We start from the raw sequence: 22567 nt of genomic DNA, 5'->3' as shown, positions 1-22567 counted from the left end.
ATGACTAATATATTAAAATCTAAAAAGTTGGCCACCTTTGGTATCATGGGCCTACTTATGCTGGGAGGATGCCAGGGTTTTCTAGATGAGAATCCCGTGTCAACTCAAACTGCCGATAGTTATTTTATAGATGCAGCCGGATATGAAGACCTCGTCAAGGCATGCTATCCCCTATTAAGGAAGATCACCGAACAGCGGGATCTGGTTTTTGAAGGTACCGATTTGTTTACCAATGAGGGCTGGCATAAAGCTACAGCGGGCAATACCGGTGATGCGCTTAACCAATATGATGTCCGTTTCAATTCTTCCAATGGGAGTGTCAATGCTTTCTGGACGCTCTTGTATCAGCAAATCGGGCGTACTAATACCGCGATAAGCCGGGCAAAGGATATACAGGGCATGGCAGAATCCTTAAAACAGGTTAGACTCTCTGAGGCTAAATTTTTAAGGGCATACAGCTATTTTCACCTGGTGCAGCAGTTTGGCGATGTGCCCATGCCTTTGGAAGAGTCGACAACCTATAGTAAAGAAGTAACCCGGGTCCCTTCGGCTCAGGTGTATAGCCAAATCATAAAAGATCTGACTGAAGCCGAACAGGTTCTTCCTGTAACCGCCACAGACTATGGCCGTGTAACGAAAGGTGCTGCGCAGTTTTTATTGGCCCGTGTATACCTTACCCGCGGCTGGAACTTCAATAACGCTTTAGGAGGTAGTAGCAACGACTTCAACCTGGCTCTATCCTATGCCGATAAGGTTATCGAGGCCTATCCCTTGACTGCGAAATATACTGATCTTTTTCCCAAGCACTCTAAAAATCCTCTGAAAGAGACCTTCCCTACTCAGAATGACAGGAATCCCGAGATCGTGTTTGCTGTGCAATACAGTGAAGATGTACTCACCTATGATGGGGGAAATAATGCGCACTCGATTTTTGGTAGCGGGGCTGAGGATATTCCTGGGTCCAAGGGACGCTCCAGTGATTATAATCGTCATCTGAACGACTATACGGTAAGCCCCAGCGCATATCGGCTCTACGACCCCCAACTCGATACCAGGTATGCTCATAATTTCGTAGACGCACTTTATGCGCTTCAGCCTGTGAAGGATTTCAAACCGGTCTTGGGAAATTCTACATTAAAAATTGATATTGCCGTAGGCGACACGGTGGTCTATTTCAGCCCCTGGAACAGGCCCGCCACCGAATCCGAGAAAGGTATCGATGTAGGAGGAACGAAAAGATATGCTGTACTCAATACCGATCAGTTTGCCATCAGCGCTCAGTCGGCTTACCATGTGCAGCAGAAATATCCTATGATGTGGAAATTTTGGCAGCCAGGCATTCCCTATGGTGATGCTTATGGCACCTTAGATTTTATTTTGTTCAGGTCGGCCGAGGCCTACCTGATCGCCGCAGAAGCCATCCTTAAAGGAGCCACTGGAGCAAAACTAGGTACTCCCGATGTCTATTATAACAAAATCGTGGATCGGGCTCTCGGCACCAACGCAGGCAAAATCCCTATGGGTGCTGCAGTTCCTGGTGACTATGCCTCTCTGGCCAGCAAGTCTTATAGAGCCGAAGCAGGTGGCCTCACCATCGATATGATATTGGATGAACGCGGAAGGGAACTCTTAGCCGAGGGAATGCGCTGGTACGACCTTAAAAGAACCAACAAGCTAATTGAAAGGGCTAAAGCGATGAACCCCTGGACTAGAATTAGTAATAAAATCGCTTCGTTCCATTTGTTACGACCCATTCCTCAGCAGGAGCTCGATCGTGCCTCGTCGGTTATTCCACAAAATGAAGGCTATTAATTAACGATTGCACAATTGAAAATGCGCTCATTCCCACTTGTCAAAATCAATTAAATAAAACCTTTTCACAAAAAAACAATAAACTATCATGTACATCTTGCGGTAAATATACCACAAGATGTACATACCACTGAAGGAAGTTTGGCGTATTCGGTTCCTTCTATGGCGACTGCAGCAAGCAACTTCCTGAAATCGATTTAAAGGTTAGTTAAAATGGCTGGTAATCTATGATCGCCGGTCATTTTTATTTCATAATCAGTCTTGTTCATACCATCTCGATGAAAAGTAGCTATGCCTTATCCTGTCTTTTTGTAATGGCCGTATGGGCTAAAACCTTACCGGTTCTAGCTCAAGCCTCTTCCGAAAACCACCCACGCATTCTAATCCACTACGATCAAAAAGATTCATTCTTAAAATCGCTGGAAGGGACCAAATGGAAAGCAAAGTACGTAGAATCTCTGCAATCAAAGTTAAAGCCCTATATGGCTTATTGGAAGGCTGATACAACCTGGCTGGTATCCAGATTACAAATGAACTGGAATACGAGACATAACCAGGTCTTTGTGAAGGGGGGCAAATTTTCGCATTCTGCGGGTGATGCACCTGTTCCCACGGTTCGGTTTTCGGGCAGTAGGGACTGGGCTTCAGACTATCGCGCGCCCCGTTTAGAAGATATAATTCCTTATCAGGACGACAAAAGAGGAGTTCGCCTAATCAATAAAAAAACCGGTGAACCTGAATGGATTCATCCCAGTGCATCGGGCAATATTATTGAGGGAATTAATCATACGATTTTACTTCTGGCCCAGGATGCCGCCTTTTTGTATTGGCTCACTGGAGAGAAAACATATGCCCAATTTGCGCAGCCCATATTTCAAACCTATATCAATGGTATGTATCACCGGCAGGCTCCCATCGATCTGGATAAAACGCACCAACAAGACATCATTGGCCTAGCTACTTTCGAAGTCATACACGAAAAAAGCCTGATTCCACTGGCATTGATCTATGATTTTTTACATGACTATTTAGAAATCGCCAATCGGCCCCAAACCATTTCAGTATTTCAGAAATGGGGCAACCAAATTATTAAAAATGGGGTAGCAGATAATAACTGGAATCTTTTTCAGGCCAATTTTTTGATGTATGTAGCATTATTATTGGATGAAAATTCTAAATATGACAATGGACAGGGTAGGCAATATTTCCTCGATCACATTTTCAAAACCTCTACCGACCGGCAACTGGCTATCCAGGAATCGATTCGGGTATACGATCAAGAAACGGGTATATGGCCTGAGTCGCCAGCTTATTCATTACATGTTACGGAGTCCATTCTGCACATACTAACCCTGCTGGCCCACCATACCGGAAATAATGAGCTTAAAAGCTATCCAATTATCGAAAAATCGGTCTGGGCCTCTTTTCAGTACTTATTTCCAAGCGGCTATACGGTCGGCTTCGGAGATACCCGGCATAGCTCCATCCCCCCGGCAACTTTTGAATTGATGATCAGCAATTATCAAAAGCATAAGGAAACTGACAAGGAGAAGCAGATAGCCGCAATGCTAAACAGGTCTATTCAACAGGGGCAATATCAAAGGAAAGCCCATGACCTGTTCGACCTTTTCTTTTATGTGGATCAGCTTCCAGAAACCGATGCACCTGCCAGTATAGACCTGCTGACGACTCCCACCTTTTATGCTCCAAACGTCAGCCTATTTATCCAACGTATGACACAGGTAAAAGGAGGCCTCATGGCCGCCACGGTAGGTTCCTATGGCAACCATGCCCATGCAAATGGTATAGCCTTAGAATTTTTTGCTAATGGCTATGTCATGGGGCCTGATATGGGGAAGGGCCCCAGTTACTGGCATCCGGACCACCGGGATTATTATGCACAATTTCCCGCTCATAATACGGTAGTCGTAAATGGGAAGTCGGGACACGCTGCCATGCGAGGGCAACATCCCTTTACCCTGGATGCTCATTATCCTGAGGCTAATCGTCCGAAGCCTGGATTCGACAAAATTTCCTTTGCTCAGATGTCTTTCAGTGAACCAGCTACCCAGGCCGACCAGCAAAGAACTACCATCCTTATCCAAACACCGAGTGGCCATGGCTATTTGCTTGATGTCTTCCGCTCGGAGGTTCGAACTGAAGCCAAGCAAAGACACGACTATATTTATCATAATATAGGTCAAAGACTCAGCATGATAGGGATGGATCAGCAAGCATATACACTCGAACCGGCTAGCGAGCTGGGCCTAGAGGCAGGCGATCTCAAAGCTTATCAATACCTTTCACGGAAAAAGGGACTTGCCGGCAACCTGCCCCTTCGAGCGGAGTTTAGTCTGGCCGTCGACGGCGCACCTGAGCTTCTGATGAATCTATGGATTAAAGGCGCAGACAATCAACGTATCTTTACGGCGCTGTCTCCCCCATCAAATGCACTGTCTGAAGGCACGGCACCCAGGGCTATGCTTCAGGACTCTATCCCTACCCTGATTGTCCAACGTCGTACGGCGGCTTGGCAAAACCCTTTTACGGTGCTTTATAATCCCACCATAAAAGATTCGCTGAACCCCATTCGTACCGTAGAATATGCATCCGAAAGCCCCCAGGCACGGGTCCTGATGGAAGGGGAAATATCAGATATTATCACCTGCCTATCGAATAGTAACAGGATTGAACAACAGAAAGATTTTTACCAAAAAGGGCTGTTGTCAGTAATACGCCACAAGCACGGCGACGCTGGTGCCCAGTTTATATTTGCAGCAGACACCTATCAGATTGATTATCAAGGTTGGAGTATGCATGCACTAGGTAGTTCTTTTACGGGAAGTCTTGAGAAGAGCCCCCAGGGTTACCGCTTGGAAGTCGACCAGCCAATTCTATTACGGATTCCTGATCCCGGAGGAGAGCACTACCCTTTGCTATTCACCTACCGTAATGGCGAAATATTAGAGAAAATTGGCGCCACACCCAGCCGGCAGAAGCCCGGGCACCTGGAATACAGGATAAGCCAGGCTATCGACTTCGCTGAACTAAATCTTAGTACCGAATAATTCCCTCGTATTCCCTTTAACTAATCTATACATCATATCATCCAAAACCCCATTAACCATGTTTCGAAAGACGTACCATTTTGGTTTAGTATGTTTAACCCTTTTCCTATTTTCCTTTAAGGCCAGGCAGGAACCAGTGGATCTGGTCAATCCCTTTGTAGACTCAGCCAATTCGCGTTGGTTCTTCTTCAGCTCGGCTACAAGACCTTTTGGTATGGTCAATCTGAGCCCGGACATGGTCCTGAACGGAGCATGGAATTCGGGATATCGCTACGACGAACCATATATACGCGCATTCAGCCATATCCATGCCTGGCAATTATCGGGCATCCCTGTGATGCCTTCAACAGGTGAATTTAAGGGGCATCAGGGCCCTGAGGCTTATAAATCCCGATATTCGCATGACAAAGAGATCGCCAAGCCAGGCTACCATAAGGTAGTATTGGACGATTACCAGATCCAGGCGGAGCTTACTTCTACAACTCGTGTAGGCTTTCATCGTTACACCTTTCCTGCTTCCGCCCAAAGCCATATACTTTTTGATCTAACTACCGTATTAGGTCCCTCAGAACAGGAGGGAGGCAGCATACGGATGATTAGTGATAAGGAGATTAGTGGCTACGCCATCATGGCTGCCACCAGCCGGCGGCCAAAACCAGTAAAGGTGTACTTTACGGCAATGTTCGATAAGCCATTTGATTCCTTTAATACCTGGCAGCACGGATCGCTAAAAGGAGTTAGCAAATCCATTCAGGGAGAAAAGATAGGGGCGTATCTAAGCTTTACCACAAAAAAGGATGAAGTCAGAAAAATGAAGGTGGCCATTTCCTATGTGAGCGAAGAGCAGTCTAAGCTGAACTTAGACACAGAACTTAATCACTGGGACTTTGACCGGGTGGTAGCAGACGCCAGGGCTGAGTGGAACGAAAAGTTAGGGCGTATCCAGATAGAAGGAGGTACCGATACCCAGCAGAAACGCTTTTATACCGATCTGTGGCACGCTTTACAAGGCAGACGTATCATCAGCGATGCTAATGGAAAATACACGGATAATACTGGCGACACGCCAAAAACAAAACAAATCCCCCTGGATAAAGCAGGCAAACCCCTGTTTACCCACCATAATTCTGATTCTTTCTGGGGAGCACAGTGGTCATTGAATACGTTATGGCACCTGGTTTATCCGGAAGTCACGGAGTCTTTTGTTCAATCGATGTTGATGATGTATGACGACGGCGGACTTATACCTCGGGGTCCCTCTGGAGGGAATTATACTTATGTAATGACAGGAGCTTCCTCTACCCCTTTCATAACCAGTGCCTACCTGAAAGGAATTCGTGGTTTTGATATTGAAAAGGCCTACAAAGGGCTTGTAAAAAATCATTTACCAGGAGGCATGATGAGTAAAGCTGGCTACGAGCATACCACCTTCAAAGGAGGAGGTATCGAAAGTTATATAGAAAAAGGCTATATCCCCCACCCTTTGAGTAAAAAGCGCTATGGAGGCCATCAAGATGGTTCGGCTCAAACGTTGGAATACGCCTATCAGGATTATGCCCTGGCGCAGCTGGCAAAAAAGCTTGGGAAGACCGAGGATTTTCAAAGCTTTTCGAAAAGGGCATTAAACTATCAAAACATTTATAATAAAGATATAGGATGGATGTGGACCCGGGATAGTTTAGGGCAATGGACACAACCAGTAGATATATTACGGTATATGAATGGCTGGGTAGAAGGAAATGCAGCCCAATATACTTGGTTTGTACCTCACGATCTAAAAGGACTAATTGGCCTAATGGGCGGCAAAGAGGCCTTCAATAACAAGCTAAATCAATCCTTTGAATATGCTCAGAAACATGACTTTGTATCCGGGAAAAATCATGCGGGGGAAACACTTGAGCATAATAGAAAAGTATATATCAACTATGGAAATCAGCCTTGCATGCAGACGGCCTATTTGTTCAATTATTCGGGAGCGCCCTGGCTTACACAGTATTGGACGCAGCAAGTTATTGAAAAAGTATATAGCGACCTCTCTCCGCAATACGGCTATAGTGGAGACGAGGATCAGGGTTTGATGGGTTCGTTGGCTGTACTGCTTAAAATTGGAATTTTTTCTACCAACGGAGGCACCAGTGAACAACCTTTTTATGAAGTTACTACTCCCCTGTTTGACAAGGTGACCATCAAGCTCAATCCTAAATATTATTCAGGAAAAACGTTTACAATCGAAAAGAACTTAAAGGGAGCTAAAGGGGCCATTTATATACAGAATGCTTCATTAAATGGATCCAACCTTAATCAGCCCTGGATTCTGCACGAAACGCTGACCAAAGGAGGAAATATGAAACTATCTGTCGGGGAAAGTCCCAATAAAACATGGGGAAGTGCCCCAGAGCAGGCACCGCCTTCTATGACACCTTGATCTAGATAGTCTGAATTGAGCCGTTTGTAATGCAGACGTACAACGCAATGGGCTAGAGAAAATTCGATTTCAGCTGTTTTAATTTCGGTTTCCAGACGACCCCTATAGCATGTTCACGCCTTTAGTGCTGGACATGCTATTTTTTTAGTTCTTCCTTTTAAATGGTTCAAAGACCCATGTTTACTGCTTGGAGCTATAGCTATTCTCTGTTGGATATAGGGAAATAATTGACTCATCGGCCCCCGGCGAAGTGAAAGCACTTAGAATTTAAGCAGGCCAATTGCCAAGATCAGATACCCTGAATACCAGGATTAGCTACTTCACTTGCCATTATGGATCTTTACCAGTTCCTTAGAATACTAGTTCTGGCAATAATAGTTTCTAGTAGTATTGGTATAATAATAAATAGGCTGCAAGCACAATGCCCACAGCCTATTAACAAATGTACGTATTGCCCTTTATTCGATCACTATTTTATGTATTTCTGGGGCTTTGTCCTTATAGTTCAATTTTATGAAATATAATCCAGGCTGAATATTATCCAGCTTGAGGACCGGGAGAACTAATTTTTGCGGACGGCGCACGCTATTACCTTTTAAATCTAAAAGCTCCAGTGCTACCACTTTATCCCAATCCGGGCTTTCGATTCGTACCCGATCAGAAGCCGGATTCGGATACACCTGAGCCCGTATCTGATTGCTATTCCTGAAATTTCTGATCGTACTAAACGCGAACTCTCCATTCAAATCGATCATTTTCAAACGGTAGAGGCTCTCACCGACCAGAGGAAAATTATCTTCAAAGCTATAATCCTGGCCAGTCGCGGTGTTACCCATGGCCAGGACCGACCCAATGCTTTCCCAGGACTTCCCATTATAACTCCTCTGTACTACAAAGCGCTCGCTGCTAATTTCTTCGCTGGTTTTCCAAGACAGTTCCGCGACGGTTGAATTTATCTCCGTCTTTATTTCGGTTACTCTAAAAGACTGCAGTGTTACAGGCAGGACCGATTCATCATTTGCCAGAGCGAATGGCGAGAAATTGGTAATTCCAGAAAAACTTACCTGGTAGTCGGTCCCTGCACCCGTTTGAGCAGTGGTAGCAGTTCCAACGGTCTCCCACTGGGTAGTTAATTTGTTGAAATGATTCAACCTTAATGGGAAATCCGATTTGAAACCTGGGTTAGCATCGGACTGGTTAAATCCGAATGTCAGATTTGTAGCTGAAATAGTTTCTGGAGTTATATCCCAAGTTCTATTAATAAAAAGAGATGGGTTGGACCATTCTGTAGCAGTTACATTTCCCTTAGAAACCTTAATATCGAAAACGGTCGTAACCGCAGGATCTACCCATACAGGATTCTGAAGCTCTCCATCATTAAGCCAGAAAGGTGTTTTTTTACCAGCCTCAGCCAACATCTTAAAACTCCCCGTCTTCTCCTCTCCAACTATAGAAAAACCCTGTGTAGGAGCCCCTCCACCTACAAATGTCAGATACGTGGGTGCTTTTGAATAATTCCCGGTCGAGACCACTGTAATACTTGTAACTACCCCATCCGTGAGGTTGCCAATGGCAAAGGTTGGAAACGAATTATTATTCAATGTTCCTCCTTCAAAAATAATATAAGGTGGTGTAAGATAGCCAGCGCCCCCTGATCCGGTAAAGGAATAGGTTCCTATATTCGGATTGAAACCATTCAAGGTTACTCCGCCCAAATCTGAAGAAGAAGCAGGAGTGCCTGTAAAATTACTACTGTTTACACTTTGACCTGAAAGTTCGAATATTTGTTGTAAAGGACGATCTATTGCAGCAACCATAGCCCCATCCGCTATATTAACGGCCAACTTCTGCCCATTCATAAACCGATAAAAACGTATCGTCTGACCCAGTAGCAGGGTCCCAGTAACATTGACGATTACTTCGTTATTGGCGCTCTTCTGATTGGTATACAAGTTAAATTGGGCATTGCGACAATCCATCGTGCCATGAATGTTATAGATCATTTGTCCTCCCGACGAGTTGGCCACAGTACGACCATAAACCGTGCCATATCCACCGTGTAAGGCTCCGCTATCGTTATAGCTATTCAAGGAAAGTGTTTTTCCTTCGTTCAAAACGAACTCTTTAACGCTGGAACCTACATTGCCATTCTGAAGTGATAAGCTAGCTACACCCGTCCCTGCCGAATTACGGAGTTCCATGTCCATATCTACTACGATGGTTTGAGAGGTAGTATTATTGCCAGTAGGCGCCAGTCGGGCAATATTACATACCCCAGGTCCTGTGAAAGTAGTGGTGCCTGCTCCGCTGACAAATATTCTGATTCCTGAACCTACTGTATTTGCCGGTGAGTCTTTGGGAGCACCGAGTCTACCGGCGATCTTCAAAGTTATCGATTTATTGAGGTTTAAGCTCATCACCGATCCGGCAGCCACTGTAGTTGATTCCAGAACACCGGTCGATTCTATACTAAAATCATTGACAGAAAGAGTATTGGACATAGTATGCTGCCCCTTAATAATGGTATTCCCTGAAACTGTGAGTGCCGATTGTTGAAGCAAAGTCGCTCCCTGTTCTACCGTGAGGGTGTTGATGGTCGTCGCTGAACCCGATAAGGTTACTGTATGGCCCGGCAATATATGCACATTAACAGAAGTATTCGGGGCTGAAGTAGTAGTTCCCGAAATACCCCCATTCCCATCGGCAATATTCCAGACTCCCCCATTCCAGCTCATATCCCCTGAAGATAGGTAATCACCTGCTGATATTCCAGAAACAACCAGATCCTGTTTTTGAGCAATAGCGGCCTGATAATGGTCATTACCCGCCTGCAGAGCCGTAATGGTGGTAACGCCTGCGCCCACGATATGAATCTGATTATTCACAATAGTTGCCACTCCTTGGTTTGAACTGGTATAAAGCACCGTTAGTCCCGAGCTCGCTGTAGCCCCAGGATCGAAGTCTGCGGCTCCTACCGATTTGGAGGGTATGGGGGCAAATTCAATCGTTTGTTCCTGTAGAGCCGAATGAAAAACTACGTCGATATGATTCAGCGAAAAAGCCTGGCTAACACCGGCAATAAACATCCGTAAACTATGTACCCCCGCCTGTAAGGTAAGCTGTTCTACCACCACCATGTCTTTCCAATCATCTGCGCCTGTGGAGTAGGAAGCTCCATGAGGTACAATAACAACCCCCGTTTTATCGACACCATCTACCTCAAACCGGACCCCTCCCCCACTCATTACAGAGGCATAGCGTAAATTTATATTGTAGCGCCCAGGAGTAGGAACAGCAACGGTATAATTGATCCATTCTCCAGCCTCGAGGCTTGTAACCTGAAACCCTCCTTCATTACAAGCAGCAATATCTACTGCCTCGTCGGGACGGTACTGTCCACCTGTATTTATTGTCGTGAGGTCATGAAAGGTCTTTCCTTCTCCGCCAGTCAGCATAAAGTCAAAATTTTCGGCTTGTATTACTCCTGGCAATTTGGGAATACCGTAGGTTCGCTGCCCAGCGACCATGGCTATAGGATCTCCCGGGCTTAGCGCTGGTCTGCGATAGGTAAGTGCTCCCCAGCCAGGGGCATCCAGTTTAAAACCAGAGGTTTCATAACCAAAGGTTTCAATAGCCAGATCCCTGGACCTCACTGTCCATTTGACTGACTCTTCGGGCAGCTCCATCCTGGAGGCATAATGGGCTGATAACATTTCCCATGAAGGATGACTCAAGGGGTTACCACGTGTCCATCTGGTATAATCCGTCCCCACGTATGGATTAATTTTTTTAGAAAACCATCGGCCAGTTCGATCCCTGACCTGAATAAACTCCCCTGATTCGACAGTAGGTTCCCATGGTGTAGGCTGATCAGGATACGCTTTCAGATAGGATGTATTATAGCGCAAGGTGTATTCCGATCCTAGCAAGATTCTATTGTCACTTAAGCCGTAAAAATTATCACCTTGATTCCAGGCTATCTCTCCAGCTTCGGCAAATGTTCCTATTCCCAAACTGGTATGACTCTGATCCCGGCTAGCTTCCTGACATTGACCATTCTCGTAAATATAATTGGTAAGAACCCCATTATAGCCATAATCTTCGGGTATCGTCGGATTGGCGGGCATACTTCGGTTATATTCATCGTAATATTCATTAGAACTAATGAAATTATTGACCGGGGGCCCTCCGGCGTAGGGAAGATCCCCTTCCAGATGTGGGAGTCCGGAGATATAGCGTAACCCACGCTCATACATGGTTCTATTATTCATAAAAATCCCCATAGCCATCACCGATTTCATCGGTATGATGTCCTGATTTCCATGTCTGGCCGGATCACCGGCATAAATACGCCAATAGAATGTTACTTGGTCGTTGGCTATGGCAGCAGTAGGCACTGTGGTAGTGGAGTAGCCAGGATAAACCAGCATGTTCTCAAATTTCTCTATGTCTGCCTGTTTCCAGCCGGCCTCGGTATAGCGGATTATCTCCGCGGCATTCAACAAGTGAGAGGTATAAATTCCGGCAGAGAGCGGCTCTGTTCCCCCACCATAAAAATTGGTAAGATTGGACCAGGCCATCAATATTTCTATTGCTTTATCTGCATGACGCTGATCTTCTGTAATATACCACATCAGGGAGTTGAGATAGGCGGCCCTGGCATCTGATTCAAATTGGCTACACTGGTCACATGGATTTTCCCTTGACAAGGAATTATTACTGGGGTTCTTCTGAACTTGATAGGTATAACTGGACTTGGAGTCCAGAACCAACTGATCAAAGGAGGACTTCCAGGGATCCTTATTGGCTTTAACCATATGTTTCATTCGATCCAGGTCCGATCGTTTATGCCAAATGCCTGGATGAATAAAATCCTGGGCGCTTAGCGGAGCGACCCAGCATATTGCCCCCAGCAACCACAATAGGGTAACTGTAATATTTTTCTTCATGAGTATACTTAAATTGAAATGATAGATACCTGAACATATCACCTAAAGTACTGCCGGCCTCCCCTTGGGAATATGCCGGCAGTTCAGTAGCTGTATGCTTATAGTTTTAGGAATAGCAGTATATACGTAAACTCTATACGTCTTTTAAACTTTATGATTGAATTGATACCCTGAAATATTAGGTAAACCTAATCGGGAGTATTATCCGGAAGTGCCATTAATGGACAAATCTGACTAGAAAGCCGTCTAAATGAATAATTTGGGATTATTTTTAGCGTAGGTTCATTACTCCTGCGTAAGCAGACTATGAAATGTTCTTGATTTTTCATTCTTTTGTTTAGTTAAATCGCACATGGTTTGACAATAGGCAGCCCTTTCATTTTTTCCAAAATGAAAAATTTGATTTCCTCGGGCAGCCTTACTAAACCGGAGATGCTGGAACATCTTCGGTTTTTTTCTCACTTATTAATTCATCATTTCATTTTTGAATCGAAGTCACCCCCTGTCGGGACAAACGTAGCTTCGAGTTCACGGCCCGGTATCAGATCATTAACCGAATGCCAAATAAAAGATGAGCGAACGCTTTGAAAGTAAGTAAAGTCCATGGGTGATTAACCGCAAATAGTATCAATTATTCTATATTATTTTATATAGAACCTTGAATATTGCACGGTATTTCTTTGTTTTATACAAAACATTAAAATAAGAAGGGGCATGACCAGCACAGGATAAGGCTGAAGTCTCTGAGATGAAGACGCAGAACTCCGAGGGCCTTATGTAGATGATATTCAACTGTTCTTTCAGGAATGCTAAGCAGAAGAGATACCTCCTTAACGGATTTGTCTTCGAGTCGATTTAAGCGGAAGATATCCTGGGTTTTCTTAGGAAGTTCCCCAATTCCGCTGCTGATGGCATTATGCAGATCGTTCAAAGCCAATATATGCTCGGTATTGCTGTCAAAGTCCCTATCGAGCTCCATACGCTCCGTTTGATAAGTCCTCCTGATGACCTGAGATTTGATATAATTAAGAGCCTTATACTTAGCGGCTCCGAACAGATAACTTTTAAGATCGGCCACCTCCAACCGGTGTCGACGTTCCCATATATCCACAAAAATATCCTGAACCATCTCTTCTGCATCGGCTTCGATCTTCACTTTCGACTTGATCAGCATATACAAGCGAAACCAATACTTTTCATAAATCTGCTGAAAAGCCTCATGGTTCCCCCCTACCAACAATTCTACTAATAAATCATCCGAATTTACGATGTCCTGCATAACTTTCATTCAAATTGCCCCTCAAATCGGAAACGACTCCCCCATATATATCAGCGGAAATCTTATAATGATTCAATATGATATAAAAAAATTGGTATATCCAACTGAATAAAGGACGAATTTGCTACAAAATACCCTCTGTCCAAGTATCTTTAATTCTATGGTCGGTTACCTTCTATAATAAAAAAACAAAAAATGGCCTATTCCAGTACCCTCGCCAGGTATAGGAATAAGCCATGAAATTACATTCTTTTACTCTTAAATTACTATAATATAGATTGAAAATTAAGGCTGCAATCGTTTAGTGGTATAGCTGCTCCTTCACGAATTCTTTAAATTCACCGTCATTATTTTTCCACATCATTTTTAATTGAGCGGGATGGTTCTTGTCCGCATGGTAACGGATTGAAACGGGGTGCATACCTTTTTGAAGCATTATAGATCCCTCAACAGATTGGCCTGCTTGGTAACCATAGCTGGCATCCAAAACTATTGACTTATGTATCCGCATCAGAAAAGCGTCTTTTCCTTCGGCCTTAAAATGATAAGCACCGTCGGCAGGCACTTGTATATATCCTGTTAGCAGCACCATACCAGCCTGTGTTTTAATCGATGATAAATCGATCTGCTCCATAACACCTTGCTCGGTAACCTGAGTCAGGTCCTCTCCAGAAAGCCATGGAAACGCTCCAGCCTGATGGCTCCATTTCAAACCAGTGCTAAGCCGACCAGCAGTAACTGAGGGTACCAGAGCCTTATCGTATGGCCTTGGGGCCGCTTCATCGATACGTCGCAGTCGAAGTACCTCATCTTTGAAATAGCGCTGCAGTTGGCTTTGAGCTGGGTCGCCGGCCAGGTTGTTCGTTTCCTGAGGATCGGTAACCACATTATAAATTTCGAAATCATCGTCAGCAGAAGTGATGTTATAGCGAACGCCTACATAATCTCCTTTGCGAATTTTCTGCATTTGATTTCTCTTTCTGTCTCTATGATTAGCCGAAAATTCTTGAAAATTAGGAGTCTTTCCATTTTGGGCATATTCAATATAGATCTGACTATCCTGTGACGACCCTTCACCAGTAAGCTGAGGCAGAAGCGACACCCCATCTACCCGAGCTGGAATGGGCAGCTTTGCTGCATGCGCAAAGGTTGCCAACCAGTCGTAAGAAGCGCTGGGTTTATCGATCACCTGACGTCCTTTTATCTTAGCCGGCCAGCTTACCAAAGTTGGCATACGTACCCCTCCTTCCCAGACATCTCTTTTGATTCCGTCGAAGGGACCAAAACTATTGAAAAAAGTTGGAGAATAATTTACGTAGCTTTCCGGCAGGTACGACTCTAAACTAGGTCCATTATCTGAAGTAAATACGACCATCGTATTCTCGTCAATCTTCAGATCTTTCAATAATTTGAATATATCACCAATCCCATCGTCGATACGGCGACATAGGGTGGCGTAACGTTTATACGTTTCGGGCCAGGCTTGTTCTGCTGTTGCAGGATCCCCATCATGGTCATATGTAGCATTCATATAGTCTGGATGAATATAGGAATCTGGAGTTCCAGAAGCGGTATTGATCATTCTGCCCGGTTTTCCGACCCATTGAAGCCCGCCTTTTAAGCCTCCCCCTTTTGGGTAAGCCTGGGTAGGCAATTCTAATACGGCATGTGGCACATCATAGGCAAGGTATAAGAAAAATGGATCTTTAGTCTTCGAGTCTTTGGTCTGCTGAACAATCCAATTTTTAGCAGCTGCTGTCCACAAATCCGTAGTGAAACATTTGTCCAGGTCTTCTGAAACCTCTTTACGATCTTCCCATACCTGCTTTCTACCCCGATAGATACCCTCTTTGGGATAATGCTCATGACCATCCACATGCCGGATATAGGCATAAGAATAATCAAAACCTCTGTTCATCGGATGAGCAGGCCAGTTGGGGCCTTCTTTCCCTTTCCCCTGTAATCCCCACTTGCCTACCAATCCCGTATGATACCCAGCCTTCTTTAGTACATTTCCTAGCGTATAAGTATCCTGGAGTTCTTTATCAAATTGATTGTCCCGCACATTGGCATGCCCCTGGTGTACCCCCAGGAGTATTGAAGCCCGCGAAGGAGCACATACTGGTGCAGCACAATAATGGTTGGTGAGCATCGCTCCTTTGGCTGCCATTGCATCTAATTCTGGTGTAAATTGCCAGGGCTCCGACCGGTCATTTTTCTTCATCCGCTGATTCTGCCAAAAAGCACCTACATCGCCCCAGCCCATGTCATCCACCAAAATAAATATGATATTGGGTTTGGTCTGAGGTTTCTTCTGGGCCTGGGTTTGGACTATTAATAAGAGCAAAAGACCTAAAGTCCCCCATAATTTTCTTTTGAACATGTTAGTATCAATATGATTTCTAATAAAATTCTAGAAAGAAAATTTCCCCTTATTATACTCGTTTAAACTAAAAAACCTTCTCCGGTATGCACTGGACATTAAAAAACCCCTGCATTACTTAATCCATGCGGGGGCTTTTTTGATATATCAAAAGAATACTATATTCTTTTCCTTAAGGCAACTCCAACAATAATTGAATGGTATCCCAATTGCTTCGGTGGGGGGGAGCTTGTGCGGGCGTAACCCGAATGGATGGCACGAACAAGAGGCTGCCCGTTCCTGGAGTAGTACTTTTTACACCCAAATGGGCATAGTAATTAGCATAGGGTCCAGATTCCCGCATTTTTAATTTCCGCCCATCACTAAGTTTAGCAGTAATAGTATATTTGCCAACAGGAATATTAACAAGCGTTGTACGAATTGCCCCGGCCGTCTTTTGAATTTTAAATGATTTTTTGTCTCCGAATATCCCAGGCCCATCGGGTGTAAGCTCCAATACGATGACGTCACCTTCCTGCAAATCATTACCCGTGTTCCAGTCTAAAAAGTAATCGATGGTCAATGCTCCACCATAATAGGTGCTGGCATAGCCAGGGTATTGTAACACATCATCTTTATTGGCCTGTCCGTATGATTGAAGGACGAAGTTTTTGACCATCCCATTTTCGGAAGCAAAACCCGAGCTATTATCATCGGCAGGATGTAGCCCTACTACTGCTTTTCCTGAACCGTAGTCTATCGTATATCCGGCAGCATAATACTCTACCGTTCCGTAAGGTAATTGAATCTCATAATAACCATTTTCGTCGGATTCTCCTGAGGCACCGGAATAATGCCCCCCCACCATAGTGACTCTCACCCCGATATAGGCACCCTTTAATGGCTTCCCTGTAATGTCGGCTACATACCCTCTTACAAACCCCTTCTTGATACCAATCTTGGGGAATTTGGGCATCGGAGCCTGGTCCTGCCCCATCAGATTGACATAGCGTTCATTGGGTCCAATATTAATGCTTGCTTGTCCCGATAAGGGGCTATAGGCCGTCTGCTGAGGCCAACCACCACCACCTCCCTCTCCGTCTTCGGAGGGCAGATCTGCATTTTCGCAGCACATACCTGTTACCAACAGGGCTGCCATAATTAAGTAATTAATACGTTTCATAACATTTATTTTCATGGATAAGCACAAAAATAAAGAGGTAATAATCCATACTAAATCGAAAACGACATACAGTCCACTTTGGTCGACAAGGGTTCATAATAACGGACAAAATCCCTTTGACGATTATTGAGAATCGTAACTAGGACCCTCCGATAAACCTTGAAACAGAGGTAAATGGACAACCCGGAAATACAAAGGCCGGGTACGCACTTATTATAAGGTTTCTATGAAATAGTCTCGAGAAAGATACCCTCAGGATAGCCCACTTCCACCAAAAACAGTCCCTGAGCCGGAGCTTGGGGTCCGGCATATTTTCTGTTCCGAGCTTCTACGATATCTCTTAGTTCACTGACAGGCCGTTTACCCCTACCTATTTCGAGCAGAGTTCCTACAACCGCTCTGACCATCCCTCTCAGAAACCGGTTAGCCTGGATATGAAAAATAAGAATATCGCCCGCCATAACCCACTCGGCCCGGGATATGCTACAACGGAAATTATTAACATTGGTATGTACCTTGCTAAAACTTTCAAAATCATGTGTTCCCAGCAGCAAAGCTGCGGCTTCATTCATAAGACCTATGTCGAGCTCGGCAGTTAGTTCGTGTGAAAGCTGAACTTGAAATGGATTTTTTACCCGGGTGATTCGGTACTCATAGCGTCTATAGGTAGCCACGAACCGTGAGTTGAGTTCCGGCGCAACCAGATGAAGGTGCCGAACGGCAATGTCTTCAGGCAAGAGACTGTTGATCCTATATAATAAACTAGGAACTAGTTGGGTCCCTTCGGGTAAATCAAAATGAGCAAATTGCTGAGTAGCATGCACTCCAGTATCTGTGCGGCTACTACCAGTAACCTCAATTGAAGTTCTAAGAATCTTACTTAAAGCTCCTTCCAGAACTTCCTGAACGCCCAAAGCGTTGTTTTGTTTCTGCCAACCATGATAGGCCGAACCTTTGTAACCGAACTCAATGAAATAACGCATGGGGCAAAATTAATATAAAGTCCCTGGATTTGCGATTTCAGCCTTTAGATTGCGAAAATTCATTCCAAGTCCATTAACTTTGAATTCCATTTATTTTTTAAGGATAGCATGCATACCGAAGAGAAAAAAGAAGAGAAAAGTCTTAATTTTTTAGAAGACATTATCGATACGGATCTGCGTACCGGCAAATACGACCAAATCGTGACGCGTTTCCCCCCGGAACCCAACGGCTACCTGCATATTGGTCATGCCTCTAGTATCTGTCTGAACTTTGGTCTGACCAAGAAGTTTCCAGGCTATACCAACCTTCGGTTCGATGATACCAATCCCACTACCGAGGATACAGAATATGTGGAGAGCATCAAAAATGATATTAAATGGCTTGGTTTCGAATGGAAAAACGAACTATTTGCTTCTGACTATTTTGATACACTTTATGGCTATGCCGTGGAGCTGATCAATAAGGGATTGGCTTATGTTGACGATTCTACTTCGGAGGAAATTGCTTTGCTAAAGGGGACTCCCACAGAACCAGGAAAAGACAGTCCTTACCGGAATCGCTCTATAGAAGAGAACCTGGAGCTTTTTGCTCAGATGAAGGCGGGGGCTTTCCCGGACGGTGCTAAGACCCTTCGTGCCAAAATCGATATGAAGCATACTAATATGCTCATGAGAGATCCTATACTTTATAGGGTTAAGCATGCACACCACCATCGTACCGGCAATGCCTGGTGCATCTACCCTATGTATGACTTTGCCCATGGCCAAAGCGATTCATTGGAGAAGGTGACCCATAGCCTCTGTACACTGGAGTTTATGCCTCACCGCGAACTATACGACTGGTTGATAAAACAATTGGGCATCTACCCCTCCCATCAATACGAATTTGCTCGCAGAAACCTGAATTATACCGTAACCAGCAAGCGTAAACTTCTTCAGCTTGTTAAAGAGGGACACGTGAGTGGCTGGGACGATCCACGTATGCCCACCATCAGCGGGCTGCGCCGCCGGGGTTACACTCCTCATAGCATTGTCGATTTCTGCGATCGGATTGGGGTTGGTAAAAGAGAAAATATGATTGATGTAGGTCTACTTGAATTCTGTATTCGGGAAGATCTCAATAAAATTGCCACGCGCCGCATGGTGGTGCTCGACCCATTGAAACTGGTGATAACCAATTTCCCTGAAGGAAAAGTGGAATGGCTGACTAGTGAAAATAACCCGGAGATAGAAAATTCCGGGGAGCGAAACCTTCCTTTCACCCGTGAACTTTATATCGAAAAGGAGGATTTCATGGAAAATCCTGCTAAAAAATACTTCCGGCTTGCTCCAGGAAAGATGGTACGACTCAAAAGTGCCTACATTATTCAATGCGATGAGGTGGTTAAAGACGGAGATGGAGAAATTGTTCAGGTAAATTGTAGTTTGATAGAAAACTCAAGAAGTGGAGCCGACAGCTCAGGAATTAATGTCAAGGGCACTTTACACTGGGTCTCCACTTCCGAATCGGTACCTCTGGAAGTGCGGCTCTACGACCGTTTGTTCGCAGTGGAAGATGCTGCTGGTCAGGAAGGGGACTTTAAGGAGTATCTAAACCCAAATTCTTTGCAGATCGTCACTGCCTATGGCGAACCCGCTTTGAAGGAAGCTACTGTGGGTGAAGGATTTCAGTTTTTAAGAAAAGGGTATTTTAGCATGGATCGCGATAGCACCAAAGATAAGCTGGTATTTAATCGCACGGTTACCTTGCGTGACAATTGGGCTAAATCCGGCAAGTAAACAATTGTTTCCTGATTACGATTATTAAAATATAACAAACCCATCGATTACCCATATTGATGGGCTTGTTATATTTACTTAGAATGTTTTAAAATAAACTTGTCCGTTAAAACTAGATAGTTTATCTTTGCAGGCAGTTATCAGTAATCAATTTATCCCCCCGGTGAAAGCATTGAACGAGTTGTTTTCCGTCCCTTTTGGAACCTGTCACCAATGTGACAAGACCTCCCGTATTTTATTGCAGTACAAGGACATTGAAGCTTCTTTCAGAATCAATGATTTTTTGAGTTTTCGCAAGCTAATCAACCGCATCGATTTAAGACACAAGTTATTCGATTTAACCGATGAAGGAGATTACGCATCTGTAGAAGTCCCCAAACTGAATCTATATCAAAAGCTGGGATTATGCGAATTCATTCAACTTCGAGAGTTAGTCAATGGCACACATTTTGCTATTGAATTAAACTCCATGCTGCACGAAGTGCTTTATCAGGATTCAGCAATCGCCTAAAACTGTATTGCCTTCGTATTAGACCAATTATAAATTTATATTGGTCTTTGCTAGTCTGGAAAATACTATTCAATTTGCACCTATAAAGTATCACTTGAACGACTAAGCAATGAAAGATCTATTGAGACAACATACTTCTTTGAAAGAGGAAATCGAAATATTATTGAACAACCAGGTAAAAATGGAAGCAGAAGCTTCCTCCAAATATCTGGCCATGGCCTCTTGGTGCGACCGGAATGGTTTTAAGAATAGCGCCGCTTATTTTCTTCGTCAATCGGATGAAGAAAGAGCCCATATGCTTAAGCTTTTTAACTATATCATGACGGTAGGCGGAACGGCCGTTGCTCCTGAAGTGGGGCCCGTAAAGCAGGACTTCAGCTCTTTTAGAAGTGTTTTTGAGGCCGCCTTACAGAGTGAAATCAGCGTTACCCAGTCCATCAACCGATTGGTAACGGCAAGCCGTACTGCCGAAGATTACGCCACAGAAAATCTGATGCACTGGTTTGTGAGCGAGCAGGTTGAAGAGGAAGATAATGCTCGACGTGCCCTGGAATTATTCGACGTGATTGGCGAAGAAGGAACTGGCTTATATCATATAGATAAGGCGGTTAATAAGATAAGTTCAGGAGCTGGAACAGCTGCCAACTAAGAAACTGATAAGAATAAGCCCCATCCTTTAGCAGATATATGCAGGATGGGGCTTTTTTTTTGGGGTCTTAGCAACTCGACGTTGTCAGTCTTCAATCTTCTCGAAACGTGCCTCCTTAATAATATACTTCGCCCTTTCTTTAAAAAAAAGTTCTAACTCCTGTATCATCTTGGGAGCCCCTACATAAATAGAGTTTCGCTGATGAAACGAGATGGGTGTGACGTCCAGGATATCCGATTCGCAATCGATTGCTTTGGCACCAGCTTGTTCGGCCAAAAAAGCCATGGGATAACACTCATACAGCAAACGTAATTTACCCTGAGGATGACTAGGAGTAGGAGGATATAAATAAATTCCGCCTTTCAGCATATTGCGATGAAAATCGGCTATCAAAGACCCGATATACCTTCCTGACATTCGCTTTTTCCGGCAACTCATAATATAACGCTGAGTATAATCGTAGAAGTCGTCAAAATTGCCCTCGTTTACAGAATAAATCTTGCCATCCTCTGGGGATTTTATATTGGGATGGGATAAAAAGAATTCACCCAAGGAATTTTCATAGGTAAACCCATTGACTCCATGCCCAGTAGTATATACCAAAATAGTGGAAGAACCATATAGAATATAACCTGCGGCCACCTGCTTACGCCCTCCTTGCAGGAAGTCTTCCTTGGTAGCTCTGGTACCACGTGGGGTTACCCGGGTATAGATAGAAAATATGGTCCCAATCGATACATTCACATCAATGTTCGAAGATCCATCCAAGGGGTCGATAGCTACAACATATTTTGCGTCGTCGTTACCGGTATAGATAATCTCATCCTCTTCCTCTGTTATGATTGCACATACTTCTCCACCATTTTTCAGGGCTCTAATAAACCGGATATCGGCAATCACATCAAGCTTCTGTTGATTTTCTCCCTGCACATTGGAAGTCCCTAGCGCACCCGTTATATCAACCAATCCGGCCTTATTAACTTCCCGGTTGATAATTTTTCCAGCTAAGGCAATATCTCGTAAGAGTTGAGACAACTCTCCGGAAGCAAATTGGAAAGAACCCTGGTTCTTTTTAATAAATCTGTCAAGCGTCACCCCTACAGGTAAGGCCATTTTTTCAACTTTAGAAGTCATAAGCACTGGATGTTTTAGAAAACAGAAATTGACCCTCCACCACCAGATCATCGGTGGACAAATGGTCTTAGTATAATTTTCAACAAAATTATTTCATAGTAACTTGCACAGTATCCTTTAGCATCCTGCCTGATAACAAACAAATTATGTTTTAAGAGACGCAGTATTACCTTCCTACCCGGACGATGCCAGCAATTCAATTTTTTGATAAAATTAACATTACTCTGATCATTTTACGCATAAATTCTAGCAAAATCACCGGCAACGTTACCGGAAAAGACTAATTATAATAAATATAATTCAATTTTTTTTAGCAATCTTACACTACTTTCTATTAGATAATTTTGACTTAAAAACGTACAAAAGTGTTCAGGATTAACTTTTAAAAAATATCATGACCTTCATCCGAATTTGGAAATGACTGAAACCAGCT

12 protein-coding genes are annotated in these 22567 nt (G+C 44.0%); 6 read left to right on the top strand and 6 right to left on the bottom strand.

Annotated features, from left to right (window positions below):
* The 3 genes from X939_RS0111845 to X939_RS0111835 all read left to right on the top strand — a co-directional run bounded on the left by X939_RS0111845 (window position 1) and on the right by X939_RS0111835 (window position 7305).
* Window positions 1-1812 (top strand): RagB/SusD family nutrient uptake outer membrane protein, encoded by a 1812-nt coding sequence (locus X939_RS0111845; RefSeq protein ID WP_025763489.1) that lies wholly within the window; start codon window positions 1-3, stop codon window positions 1810-1812.
* A 278-nt stretch (window positions 1813-2090) separates the two neighbouring features.
* A complete protein-coding gene (locus X939_RS0111840; protein WP_044199266.1) occupies window positions 2091-4880 on the top strand; it encodes a heparinase II/III domain-containing protein in 2790 nt (929 codons plus the stop codon).
* Between the two features lie 58 nt (window positions 4881-4938).
* Entirely contained in the window at window positions 4939-7305 is a 2367-nt protein-coding gene (locus tag X939_RS0111835; RefSeq protein ID WP_025763487.1) for a GH92 family glycosyl hydrolase, read from the top strand.
* 458 nt (window positions 7306-7763) lie between these two features.
* On the opposite strand, the gene X939_RS23065 is transcribed toward X939_RS0111835, so the two are convergent.
* The 5 genes from X939_RS23065 to truA form a co-directional block, all read right to left on the bottom strand.
* A complete protein-coding gene (locus X939_RS23065; protein WP_025763486.1) occupies window positions 7764-12254 on the bottom strand; it encodes a carbohydrate-binding protein in 4491 nt (1496 codons plus the stop codon).
* Window positions 12255-12951: 697 nt separating this feature from the next.
* Window positions 12952-13533 carry an RNA polymerase sigma-70 factor gene (locus X939_RS0111820; protein WP_044199262.1) on the bottom strand — a complete coding sequence of 194 codons (582 nt, stop codon included), beginning with the start codon at window positions 13531-13533 and terminating at the stop codon, window positions 12952-12954.
* A 301-nt stretch (window positions 13534-13834) separates the two neighbouring features.
* Window positions 13835-15916: a sulfatase-like hydrolase/transferase gene (locus tag X939_RS0111815; protein ID WP_025763484.1), complete on the bottom strand. Its 2082-nt coding sequence runs from the start codon at window positions 15914-15916 to the stop codon at window positions 13835-13837.
* A 172-nt stretch (window positions 15917-16088) separates the two neighbouring features.
* Window positions 16089-17078, bottom strand: a complete 990-nt coding sequence (locus tag X939_RS0111810) for a hypothetical protein (protein ID WP_131694826.1) — start codon at window positions 17076-17078, stop codon at window positions 16089-16091.
* Window positions 17079-17302: 224 nt separating this feature from the next.
* On the bottom strand, window positions 17303-18061 hold the full coding sequence (truA, locus tag X939_RS0111805) for a tRNA pseudouridine(38-40) synthase TruA (protein ID WP_025763481.1): 759 nt from the start codon (window positions 18059-18061) through the stop codon (window positions 17303-17305).
* Window positions 18062-18169: 108 nt separating this feature from the next.
* Between truA and X939_RS0111800 the strand changes: the two genes are divergently transcribed.
* From X939_RS0111800 to X939_RS0111790, 3 genes are all read left to right on the top strand, one after another.
* Window positions 18170-19840, top strand: coding sequence for a glutamine--tRNA ligase/YqeY domain fusion protein (locus tag X939_RS0111800; RefSeq protein ID WP_025763480.1), 1671 nt, complete (start codon window positions 18170-18172; stop codon window positions 19838-19840).
* A 163-nt stretch (window positions 19841-20003) separates the two neighbouring features.
* Complete coding sequence (locus X939_RS0111795; protein ID WP_229236044.1) at window positions 20004-20351, top strand: hypothetical protein; 348 nt, start codon at window positions 20004-20006, stop codon at window positions 20349-20351.
* Between the two features lie 109 nt (window positions 20352-20460).
* Complete coding sequence (locus X939_RS0111790) at window positions 20461-21000, top strand: ferritin (protein ID WP_025763478.1); 540 nt, start codon at window positions 20461-20463, stop codon at window positions 20998-21000.
* Window positions 21001-21084: 84 nt separating this feature from the next.
* Here X939_RS0111790 and fbp read toward each other — a convergent pair whose 3' ends face one another.
* Window positions 21085-22134 carry a class 1 fructose-bisphosphatase gene (gene fbp / locus X939_RS0111785; protein ID WP_025763477.1) on the bottom strand — a complete coding sequence of 350 codons (1050 nt, stop codon included), beginning with the start codon at window positions 22132-22134 and terminating at the stop codon, window positions 21085-21087.
* Between the last annotated feature and the right edge of the window lie 433 nt (window positions 22135-22567).

The sequence above is a fragment of the Dyadobacter tibetensis Y620-1 genome (assembly GCF_000566685.1).
GTDB classification, from domain to species: Bacteria; Bacteroidota; Bacteroidia; order Cytophagales; family Spirosomataceae; genus Dyadobacter; species Dyadobacter tibetensis.
Note: the sequence above shows the minus strand (reverse complement) of the source record. Positions and strands in the feature narration are given on the sequence as shown.

Excerpts from the sequence above, each read along its gene's own strand:
- X939_RS0111845 (WP_025763489.1), top strand. The coding sequence starts at position 1 with ATGACTAATATATTAAAATCTAAAAAGTTGGCCACCTTTGGTATCATG.
- fbp (WP_025763477.1), bottom strand. The coding sequence starts at position 22,134 with ATGACTTCTAAAGTTGAAAAAATGGCCTTACCTGTAGGGGTGACGCTT.
- truA (WP_025763481.1), bottom strand. The coding sequence starts at position 18,061 with ATGCGTTATTTCATTGAGTTCGGTTACAAAGGTTCGGCCTATCATGGT.
- X939_RS0111815 (WP_025763484.1), bottom strand. The coding sequence starts at position 15,916 with ATGTTCAAAAGAAAATTATGGGGGACTTTAGGTCTTTTGCTCTTATTA.
- X939_RS0111820 (WP_044199262.1), bottom strand. The coding sequence starts at position 13,533 with ATGCAGGACATCGTAAATTCGGATGATTTATTAGTAGAATTGTTGGTA.
- X939_RS0111800 (WP_025763480.1), top strand. The coding sequence starts at position 18,170 with ATGCATACCGAAGAGAAAAAAGAAGAGAAAAGTCTTAATTTTTTAGAA.
- X939_RS0111790 (WP_025763478.1), top strand. The coding sequence starts at position 20,461 with ATGAAAGATCTATTGAGACAACATACTTCTTTGAAAGAGGAAATCGAA.
- X939_RS0111835 (WP_025763487.1), top strand. The coding sequence starts at position 4,939 with ATGTTTCGAAAGACGTACCATTTTGGTTTAGTATGTTTAACCCTTTTC.
- X939_RS0111810 (WP_131694826.1), bottom strand. The coding sequence starts at position 17,078 with ATGAAACGTATTAATTACTTAATTATGGCAGCCCTGTTGGTAACAGGT.
- X939_RS23065 (WP_025763486.1), bottom strand. The coding sequence starts at position 12,254 with ATGAAGAAAAATATTACAGTTACCCTATTGTGGTTGCTGGGGGCAATA.
- X939_RS0111840 (WP_044199266.1), top strand. The coding sequence starts at position 2,091 with ATGAAAAGTAGCTATGCCTTATCCTGTCTTTTTGTAATGGCCGTATGG.